This window comes from Arthrobacter sp. WCS2018Hpa-7 (assembly GCF_031843805.1).
Lineage (GTDB): Bacteria > Actinomycetota > Actinomycetes > Actinomycetales > Micrococcaceae > Arthrobacter.
The window spans coordinates 114,486-124,236 of the sequence record NZ_JAVTJB010000016.1; the positions used below are offsets into that span (position 1 = coordinate 114,486).

The window sequence follows — 9,751 nt, forward strand, 5'->3', positions numbered from 1 at the left end:
GATCACCCTCCACTAAGCATACGGCCAATCTCCAAAATAATGAGACTGCTCACAACGGCATGCATAAATATCGGACAGCATGAATATTCTTGCTGTACAGTTGGAGTCATGACTATTTCTGTTGCCGTCTCCGGTGCCAGCGGCTACGCCGGGGGAGAAGTGCTGCGCCTGCTGGCAGGCCATCCGAACGTCACCATCGGTGCCATCACGGCTCACAGTAACGCCGGTTCCAGACTAGGGGAGTTGCAGCCGCATCTCCACGGTTTGGCCAGTCGGATTCTGGAAGATACCACGGTGGAAAACCTGTCCGGCCATGACGTTGTGTTCCTGGCGTTGCCACACGGCGCTTCGGCTGAGATCGCTGCACAGCTGCCGGAGGGAACTGTAGTGATCGACGCCGGCGCGGACCATCGCTTGCAGGACGCCGCGGCATGGGAAAAGTTCTACGGATCTGCTCACGCAGGAACATGGCCCTACGGGCTGCCCGAACTGCCTGGTCAACGGGAAGCCCTCAAGGGCGCCACCCGCATCGCTGTTCCGGGTTGCTACCCGACGTCGGCCCTGCTTGCCTTGACGCCTGGGTTCGCCAACAATCTCCTCCTGACGGACGACGTCGTGATTGTTGCAGCCTCGGGTACCTCCGGTGCCGGAAAGGCCGCCAAGGTCAACCTCATTGGTGCCGAAGTCATGGGTTCCATGAGCCCCTACGGCGTGGGCGGCGGTCACCGACACACTCCTGAGATCGAACAAGGACTGTCCAACGCGGCAGGGGAACCGGTAACGGTCTCCTTTACGCCCACACTGGTTCCGATGAGCCGCGGCATCCTCACCACGGCCACGGCCAAAGTTGGTCACGGCGTTACCGGGACAGAGCTCCGCCAAGCCTGGACTGACGCCTATGACGACGAACCCTTCGTGCACCTCCTCCCTGAAGGTCAGTGGCCCACCACCAAGTCGGTACAGGGCTCCAACCACGCTGTGATGCAGTTGGCCTTCGATGCCCACGCGGGCCGCGTCATCGTCACGTGCGCCATCGACAACCTCACCAAGGGGACCGCCGGCGGAGCCGTGCAGTCCATGAACATTGCCCTCGGCCTGGATGAAACCGCCGGCCTGAACCTGCAGGGAGTTGCACCGTGACCATTACCGCACCCAAGGGATTCCGCGCAGCCGGCATCAAAGCCGGCATCAAGGCTTCGGGCAACCCGGACCTGGCCCTGGTAGTCAATGACGGGCCGCAAAAGTCTGCAGCCGCTGTCTTTACCTCCAACCGTGTGGCTGCTGCGCCGGTTCACTGGTCACGCCAGGTGGTCAGCGACGGCCGCGTGGACGCCGTGGTCTTGAACTCCGGAGGAGCCAACGCCTGCACCGGTCCGCAGGGTTTCCAGAACACCCACGCCACCGCCGAGAAAGTGGCCGACGTGCTGGGAGTCTCAGCTTCCGACGTCGTGGTGTGCTCCACTGGCCTGATCGGCGAGCAACTTCCCATGGACAAGATCCTCCCGGGCGTCGATGCTGCTTTCCGCGAGCTGTCCGAGGACGGCGGCTCTGCGGCTGCAACCGCGATCATGACCACGGACAGCGTGTCCAAGGAAGCCGTCTTCACTGGCACCGACGCCCAGGGCAAGCAGTTCACCGTGGGAGGCATTGCCAAGGGCGCCGGCATGTTGGCGCCGGGCCTGGCGACGATGCTGGTGGTCCTGACCACCGACGCCGAGGTTCCTGCGAATGAGCTCGACGTCGTCCTCCGCGACGCCACGCGCGTCACCTTTGACCGGGCGGATTCGGACGGCTGCATGTCCACCAACGACACCGTGGTGCTGCTGGCATCCGGCGCGTCTGAGGCCCTGCCGTCGGCCGAGCAATTGAGTGAAGCGGTCACCAACGTCTGCGCCGAACTGGCACGCAAGCTCATCGGTGACGCCGAAGGCGCCAGTCACGACATCGCGATCCGGACCTTCAACGCAGCCAGCGAACGCGACGCCGAAATCGTCAGCCGCAGTGTTGCCCGGTCCAACCTCTTCAAAGCTGCCATCTTCGGCAAGGATCCCAACTGGGGCCGCGTGCTCTCGGCTGTGGGGACAACTGATGCCGTTTTCGAGGCGGACCAGCTCAACGTCGCCATGAACGGTGTGCAGATTTGCCGCAACGGCGCTATCGGTGATGACCGCAACCTGGTGGACCTGGAGCCGCGCGAAGTCTTGGTCGAAATTGACCTGCAGGCAGGCGACGCCGAGGCGACCATCTGGACAAACGACCTCACGCACGACTACGTGCATGAGAACAGCGCCTACTCGAGCTGAGCTTATGACTATGACTGCGCATACCCGCGAAACGAACTCCATGAGCGACGCCCAAGATAAAGCCGGCACTCTGATCGAGGCCTTGCCGTGGATCCAGCGTTTCGCCGGCACCACCATGGTGATCAAATACGGTGGCAACGCCATGGTCAACGACGACCTTCGTCGCGCCTTCGCGGAGGACATCGTGTTCCTCCACCACGTGGGCATCCACCCCGTGGTGGTTCATGGCGGCGGCCCCCAAATCAACTCCATGCTCGGCCGCCTCGGCATCGAGTCGGAGTTCAAAGGCGGCCTGCGCGTCACCACACCCGAGGCCATGGACGTGGTCCGCATGGTCCTGACGGGTCAGGTTGGCCGTGAACTTGTAGGGCTCATCAACTCCCACGGTCCCTATGCCGTGGGCATGTCCGGCGAGGATGGCGGCCTGCTGCGCGCCGTCCGCACGGGCACCGTTGTGGATGGCGAAGAAGTGGACCTCGGCCTGGTGGGCGAAGTAGTGGGCGTGGATCCCGCCGGCATCACGGACATTCTCGACGCCGGTCGTATCCCCGTGATTTCAACCGTTGCCCCGGAGATCGTGGACGACGGCAACGGCTTCCAGACCACCGGCCAAGTGTTGAACGTTAACGCGGACACCGCAGCTGCCGCCGTCGCGTCGGCCCTTGGTGCCACCAAGCTCGTCATCCTGACCGACGTTGAAGGCCTGTACGCCAACTGGCCGGACAAATCGTCGCTGATCTCGTCGCTGACAGCCTCGGAACTCCGCGACATGCTGCCTCGCCTCGAATCCGGGATGATCCCCAAGATGGCCGCCTGCCTCAAAGCCATCGACGAAGGCGTGGAGCGCGCACACATCGTGGACGGCCGCCTGCCGCACTCGATGCTGCTGGAAACCTTTACGACCGCGGGCATCGGCACCCAAGTAGTCCCCGACGAGGAAGTGAACGCATGAGCACCGAACTGAGCCATTCCGCCGAAAGCCGCAGCAGCGATGGGGGGCCGGGTGTGGTCGGGCACCGCGAAGCGGGCGGGGCCCCCATCGCTGCGGAGGCTCCCGCAACCGCGCTCGTTTCCCAGAGCTCAGGCGCTGACTGGCTGGCCCGTTACTCGTCCTCGCTGATGGGTGTCTTTGGTACCCCGCAGCGTGTCCTGGTCCGGGGTACCGGGTGCCTCGTGTGGGACGCCGATGGCAAGGAGTACTTGGACCTTCTCGGCGGCATCGCAGTGAACGCCCTGGGCCACGCCCACCCTTTCGTCACGTCGGTGATTTCCAGCCAGCTGGCCACCCTCGGCCACGTCTCAAACTTCTTCACGAGCCCCACGCAGATCGCCCTCGCCGAGAAGCTGCTGTCCATCAGCAAGGCTCCGGCTGGTTCCAAGGTCTTCTTTGCCAACTCCGGTACGGAGGCCAACGAAGCAGCGTTCAAGCTGGCCCGCAGGAATAACTCCGAGGGGACGCGCACCAAGATCATTGCCCTGGAGGGTGCCTTCCACGGCCGCACCATGGGTGCCTTGGCGCTCACGGCCAAAGAGGCCTACCGTGCGCCGTTTGAACCACTGCCCGGTGGCGTGGTCCACGTTCCGTTCGGTGACATCGAGGCCCTGCGCGCCGCCGTCGACGATTCCACTGCTGCTGTGTTCCTGGAACCCATCCAAGGCGAAGCGGGCGTTCGGCCGCTCAGCGCCGAATACCTGCAGGCAGCCCGTGAAGCTACCACCGCTGCGGGTGCATTGTTGATCCTGGACGAAGTCCAGACCGGCATCGGCCGCACGGGAAAGTGGCTTGCCAGCGAAGACGCCGGAATTGTGCCCGACGCCGTCACGCTCGCCAAGGGTCTTGGCGGCGGGTTCCCGGTGGGCGCGCTGGTCACCTTCGGAAGTACGACGTCGGCCCTGCTCACCGCAGGGCAGCACGGCACCACTTTCGGTGGAAACCCGGTGGCTACGGCCGCCGCGCTGGCCACGCTGCACGCGATCGAAAGCCAAGGGGTCCTGCAGAACGTGCTGGGCGTCGGAGCGCATCTGCGCGAGGGATTGGCTGCCATTGATGCTGTCACTGAAGTCCGCGGCGAGGGCCTGCTGATTGGCTTCGATGTGAACGCCGACGTCGCACCCGCGATGGTGACCGCAGCTTTGGATGCAGGCTTCATCATCAACAGTCCTGGCCCGCGGACCATCCGGCTTGCACCTCCGTTGATCCTGACCATCGAGCAGGCTGACCGTTTCCTCGATGCTCTTCCCACCCTGATCGCCACGGCTACCGCCCAAACCGCTAAGGACGCACAGTGAGCACGTCAACCACCCGTCACTTCCTCAAGGACACGGACCTAAGCCCTGCCGAGCAGGCTGAGGTCCTGGAACTCGCCGTCCGGATGAAGGCAGCGCCATACAGCGTGCAGCCCTTCGCCGCAGAGGGCAACGGCCGCAAGACCGTTGCCGTGATCTTTGACAAGACCTCCACCCGCACGCGTGTTTCCTTCGCCACCGGTATTGCGGACATGGGCGGCAATGCACTGATCATCAACCCGGGTGAAGCGCAGATCGGCCACAAGGAATCCGTGGAGGACACGGCGAAAGTTCTGGAGCGCATGGTGTCCACCATTGTGTGGCGGACCGGTGCGCACTCCGGACTGGTGGCCATGGCGGAAAACTCCAAGGTCCCCGTGATCAATGCACTGTGCGACGATTACCACCCTTGCCAGCTTTTGGCCGACCTCCTGGCCGTCAAGGAACACAAGGGTGAGCTGGCCGGATTGAGCATGGCGTACCTGGGCGATGCCGCGAACAACATGGCCAACTCGTATCTGCTTGCCGGCGTCACTGCAGGGATGCACGTTCGCATTTCCGGGCCGGAGGGCTACCTGCCTGCCGCGGAGATTGTTGCCGCTGCAGAGGAACGCGCTGCAGAGACCGGCGGCTCGGTACTCATCACCAGCGATGCCGCCGAGGCCCTCAAGGGCGCCGACGTCGTGGCAACGGACACTTGGGTGTCCATGGGCCAAGAGTCCGAGAAGGAAGCGCGGATGCAGCTCTTCCGTGAGTATTCCGTGGACGAGGCCGCCATGGCTCAAGCTGCGCCGGATGCCGTGGTGCTTCACTGCCTTCCCGCTTACCGTGGTTACGAGATTTCGGCCGGCGTCATCGATGGCCCGCAGTCAATCGTGTGGGACGAGGCGGAGAACCGCCTCCACGCCCAGAAGGCGCTCATGGCATGGTTGATGCACCGCTCGGGACTTGCTTTCGTGGAGGGCCTTTCACCTGTTGAAGGTACCGGGGAGAGCACGTTCTAGTGTCCACCAACCCGTCCGTGCCGGGCGCCAGCCCAGCCACCAAGACTGCCCGCCAGGCGCGCATCACCGCGATCCTGACAGGGGAGTCAGTGCGCTCCCAGGCAGAGCTTGCAGCCCTGCTGGCGGACGACGGCGTCCAGGTCACCCAAGCAACGTTGTCCCGGGACCTCGTGGAGTTGGGCGCAGTCCGGGTTCGCGGAAAGGAAGGCGCGTTGGTTTACGCCGTTCCGGGGGAGGGCGGCGACCGCAACGCCAAGAGCGGCGTGACCCAGGAAATTCTTGATGCACGGTTGACCCGGCTGTGCGGCGAACTCCTGGTGACCGCGGAGGCCTCGGGCAACATCGTGGTCCTCCGGACTCCGCCCGGAGCAGCGAACTTCCTTGCCTTGGCCGTGGACCACTCGGTGATGCCCTCTGTATTGGGTACGATCGCAGGCGACGACACTTTGCTGTTGGTCGCCCGGGACCCCGATGGCGGGGCGGAACTGGCAGCGCGTTTCCTGCGCATGGCCGAAGAAGCCGGGCCGGCCAACCAATAGATTTTCCAAGCATTGATTCACACCAGCATTGATTCGAATGAACCAAGCAATAACAAAGGAGCACTCTCGTGACTGAGCGCATTGTTCTGGCCTACTCCGGTGGCCTTGATACGTCCGTAGCCATCGGCTGGATCGGTGAAGCCACCGGCGCCGAGGTCATCGCTGTGGCCGTCGACGTCGGACAGGGCGGCGAGTCCCTGGAGACCATTCGTCAGCGTGCGCTCGGATGTGGCGCCGTCGAGGCGTACGTGGCCGACGCCCGCGATGAGTTCGCCAACGAGTACGCCATGCCCACCTTGAAGGCCAACGCCCTCTACCAGGGCCACTACCCGCTGGTTTCGGCCATCTCCCGCCCGGTCATCGTGAAGCACCTCGTGAAGGCGGCCCGCGAATTCGGCGCCACCACCGTTGCCCACGGCTGCACCGGCAAGGGCAACGACCAGGTCCGCTTCGAAGTTGGCATCCAGACCCTCGGCCCGGACCTGAAGTGCATCGCACCCGTCCGTGACCTCGCCCTGACTCGCGACAAGGCCATCGCCTTCGCCGAGGAAAAGGGATTGCCGATCGAGACCACCAAGAAGAACCCGTACTCGATCGACCAGAACGTCTGGGGACGCGCCGTCGAGACCGGTTACCTTGAGGACATCTGGAACGCTCCCACCAAGGACATCTACGACTACACCGCCACCCCGGAATTCCCGCCGGCACCGGACGAGGTCACCATCTCTTTCCAGGCCGGCGTGCCGGTAGCAATCGACGGCGTCAAGGTCACCCCGCTGCAGGCCATCCAGGAACTGAACCGCCGTGCAGGCGCCCAGGGCGTTGGCCGCATCGACGTCGTCGAGGACCGCCTTGTTGGCATCAAATCCCGCGAAATCTACGAAGCCCCGGGTGCCATGGCGCTGATCACCGCGCACAAGCACCTCGAGGACATCACCATCGAGCGCGAGCAGGCCCGTTTCAAGGCCACCGTTGGCCAGCGCTGGTCCGAGCTGGTTTACGACGGACAGTGGTTCTCCCCGCTGAAGCGCTCCTTGGACGCTTTCATCGAGGACACGCAGCAGTACGTTTCCGGTGACATCCGCATGGTGCTCCACGGTGGCCAGGCGATCGTCAACGGTCGTCGCTCGGAAACCTCGTTGTACGACTTCGACCTCGCCACCTACGACACCGGCGATACCTTCGACCAGTCCATGGCACGCGGCTTCATCGAGCTGTGGGGCATGTCCTCCAAGGTTGCCTCGGGCCGCGACCTCCGCGTCGCAGGGCAGTAATGACGTCCGCAACGAACGAAGGCGCACTGTGGGGCGGCCGGTTCGCCGGCGGCCCCGCGGATGCGCTGGCCGCACTAAGCAAGTCCACCCACTTTGATTGGCGGCTTGCCCGCTACGACATCGCCGGGTCCAAGGCGCACGCCCGCGTGCTGGCCAAAGCAGGTTTGCTGGACGACGCCGAGCTCGAAGGCATGCTCGCCGCCCTCACCCAGCTGGACGAGGACGTCGCGAGCGGCGCCTACCTTCCGGCCGAGAGCGATGAGGACGTCCACGGTTCCCTGGAACGCGGCCTCATTGAGCGCGCCGGAACCCAGCTGGGTGGCAAGCTCCGCGCGGGCCGCTCCCGCAACGACCAGGTGGCCACTCTTGGCCGCATGTTCCTGCGTGACCATGCCCGGATCATTGCGGGCGGTGTCCTTGCCACCATCGACGCCCTGGTTGAGCAGGCCAAGGCCCACCAAGGCGTTGCCATGCCGGGCCGGACACACCTGCAGCACGCCCAGCCGGTATTGCTGAGCCACCACCTCCTGGCTCACGCCTGGGCCTTGCTGCGCGACGTGCAGCGGCTCCAGGACTGGGACAAGCGCGCCGGTGTTTCGCCGTACGGTTCCGGCGCTTTGGCCGGTTCTTCGCTCGGCCTGGATCCCGAAGCTGTTGCTGCTGACCTCGGATTCTTCTCGGCTGTCCACAACTCGATCGATGGCACCGCCTCCCGCGACGTCTTCGCCGAGTTCGCCTGGGTGTGTTCCATGATTGGCGTGGACCTGTCCAGGATCTCCGAGGAAGTCATCTTCTGGGCAACCAAGGAGTTCTCCTTTGTCACGCTGCATGACTCGTACTCCACAGGGTCTTCGATCATGCCGCAGAAGAAGAACCCGGACGTCGCTGAGCTCGCCCGTGGCAAGGCAGGACGCCTCATTGGCAACCTGACCGGGCTGCTCGCAACACTGAAGGGACTGCCGCTCGCGTACAACCGCGACCTGCAGGAGGACAAGGAACCGGTCTTCGACGCCGCCGACACCCTGGAGCTCTTGCTTCCGGCCGTGTCCGGCATGATCGCCACGCTGAAGTTCAACACCGAGCGCATGGAATCGTTGGCTCCCCAAGGCTTCGCGCTGGCCACGGACATTGCGGAATGGCTGGTCCGCCAGGGCGTTCCCTTCCGCGAAGCCCATGAGCTCTCCGGTGCTGCCGTTAGGCAGGCCGAAGGCCGTGGCGTGGAACTGTGGGACCTGACGGACGAGGAATACGCAGCAATCTCGGAGCACTTGACTCCCGAGGTCCGCAGTGTCCTCAGCACCGAAGGTTCGCTCAACAGCCGCAACTCGCAGGGCGGAACGGCACCGGCCGCCGTCGAACGGCAACTGCTGGCCCTCGAAGCGGAACTGGACGCAGCGCGTTCCTACGCCAGCTAGACCACACTCGGGACGGCACGTCGCGGCCATGCCTTCGGGCAGGGCAACGCGAGGTGCCGTCCCGCTGTGCGTTAACATGGCGCTATGACTCAGATCACCCCCGAGACGTTGCCCGCAGAGCTTCACAAAGCCGCCGGCACCGTTACCCGCCTCCTCGCCAAACTGGACGACTCATCCGTCGCTGAACCGTCGGAGCTTCCAGGCTGGACCCGGGGTCACGTTCTTGCCCACCTTGCCGGAATTTCCAAGGCGATGGCCCGGCAACTTGAGTACGCCCGCCGCGGCGAATCCGTGGAACTCTACGACGGCGGCATGGACGGCCGTAACAAGGCCATCGCACTCTCGGCGGGGCACAGCCTCGCGCAGCACAAAGAATCCGTCACCACAGCGGTGGATGCGGCGATGGCCGCGTTCGATGACTTGGGTCCCGAGGGCTGGCAGGCTCGTATCGCGTACCGGGACGGGACAGTGCTCGACGGCGGCCTGGCGCTCTGGCGTGAACTCACCATCCATGCGTCGGACCTGGGCCTGGGGTTCGGGCCGGAAACGTGGAGCCGCCCGTTCTGCGAACACCTCATCGGGTTCCTCGCTGTACGTGTCCCTGACATGTACAAGTTCGTTCTTCAGCCCACCGGCCTGCCCCAAAGGACCATCGGCATCGGTGGCACCTCCATCGCGATTACCGGCATGCTGACCGACATCGCCGCGTGGCTTGCGGGCCGCGAGCCCAGCTTGGGCAGCCTTCGCGCAACAGCGGCGGCCGACGGAGTGGACCTGCCGGACTTGTTGCCCTGGCCGGCACCCCAGCCCGCCGCCCGCTAAACCGGGTCGCTCGCTCACGTCCCTCGTGGTAAACCGGGTCGCTCTCTCACGTCCCTCGTGGTAAACCGGGTCGCTCTCTCACGTCCCTCGTGGTAAACCGGGTCGCTC

9 protein-coding genes are annotated in these 9,751 nt (G+C 64.5%); all 9 read left to right on the forward strand.

Annotation, left to right across the window (positions count from 1 at the left end):
* The first annotated feature begins 108 nt into the window (after window positions 1–108).
* Window positions 109–1,140, forward strand: coding sequence for an N-acetyl-gamma-glutamyl-phosphate reductase (gene argC / locus RQH14_RS16750; RefSeq protein ID WP_311214280.1), 1,032 nt, complete (start codon window positions 109–111; stop codon window positions 1,138–1,140).
* The gene (gene argJ / locus RQH14_RS16755) at window positions 1,137–2,303 is read left to right on the forward strand and encodes a bifunctional glutamate N-acetyltransferase/amino-acid acetyltransferase ArgJ (protein WP_311214281.1); all 1,167 of its coding nucleotides are present in this window, start codon (window positions 1,137–1,139) and stop codon (window positions 2,301–2,303) included. Before argC ends, argJ begins: the two co-directional genes overlap by 4 nt.
* A 10-nt stretch (window positions 2,304–2,313) precedes the next feature.
* Complete coding sequence (argB, locus tag RQH14_RS16760; protein WP_311214282.1) at window positions 2,314–3,255, forward strand: acetylglutamate kinase; 942 nt, start codon at window positions 2,314–2,316, stop codon at window positions 3,253–3,255.
* On the forward strand, window positions 3,252–4,592 hold the full coding sequence (locus tag RQH14_RS16765) for an acetylornithine transaminase (protein WP_311214283.1): 1,341 nt from the start codon (window positions 3,252–3,254) through the stop codon (window positions 4,590–4,592). Before argB ends, RQH14_RS16765 begins: the two co-directional genes overlap by 4 nt.
* Complete coding sequence (argF, locus tag RQH14_RS16770; RefSeq protein WP_311214284.1) at window positions 4,589–5,593, forward strand: ornithine carbamoyltransferase; 1,005 nt, start codon at window positions 4,589–4,591, stop codon at window positions 5,591–5,593. Before RQH14_RS16765 ends, argF begins: the two co-directional genes overlap by 4 nt.
* Window positions 5,593–6,132 (forward strand): arginine repressor, encoded by a 540-nt coding sequence (locus RQH14_RS16775; RefSeq protein ID WP_089594443.1) that lies wholly within the window; start codon window positions 5,593–5,595, stop codon window positions 6,130–6,132. The genes argF and RQH14_RS16775 overlap by 1 nt, the downstream gene beginning before the upstream one ends.
* A gap of 68 nt (window positions 6,133–6,200) precedes the next feature.
* Window positions 6,201–7,406 carry an argininosuccinate synthase gene (locus tag RQH14_RS16780; RefSeq protein ID WP_026541618.1) on the forward strand — a complete coding sequence of 402 codons (1,206 nt, stop codon included), beginning with the start codon at window positions 6,201–6,203 and terminating at the stop codon, window positions 7,404–7,406.
* Window positions 7,406–8,821, forward strand: a complete 1,416-nt coding sequence (gene argH, locus RQH14_RS16785; protein WP_311214285.1) for an argininosuccinate lyase — start codon at window positions 7,406–7,408, stop codon at window positions 8,819–8,821. The genes RQH14_RS16780 and argH overlap by 1 nt, the downstream gene beginning before the upstream one ends.
* An 84-nt stretch (window positions 8,822–8,905) precedes the next feature.
* The gene (locus tag RQH14_RS16790; protein WP_311214286.1) at window positions 8,906–9,643 is read left to right on the forward strand and encodes a maleylpyruvate isomerase family mycothiol-dependent enzyme; all 738 of its coding nucleotides are present in this window, start codon (window positions 8,906–8,908) and stop codon (window positions 9,641–9,643) included.
* Window positions 9,644–9,751 lie beyond the last annotated feature (108 nt).

Bases quoted from the DNA above. Each gene is read 5' to 3' on its own strand.
- RQH14_RS16765 (WP_311214283.1), top strand. From the start codon at position 3,252: ATGAGCACCGAACTGAGCCATTCCGCCGAAAGCCGCAGCAGCGATGGG.
- argH (WP_311214285.1), top strand. From the start codon at position 7,406: ATGACGTCCGCAACGAACGAAGGCGCACTGTGGGGCGGCCGGTTCGCC.
- argC (WP_311214280.1), top strand. From the start codon at position 109: ATGACTATTTCTGTTGCCGTCTCCGGTGCCAGCGGCTACGCCGGGGGA.
- argB (WP_311214282.1), top strand. From the start codon at position 2,314: ATGACTGCGCATACCCGCGAAACGAACTCCATGAGCGACGCCCAAGAT.
- RQH14_RS16790 (WP_311214286.1), top strand. From the start codon at position 8,906: ATGACTCAGATCACCCCCGAGACGTTGCCCGCAGAGCTTCACAAAGCC.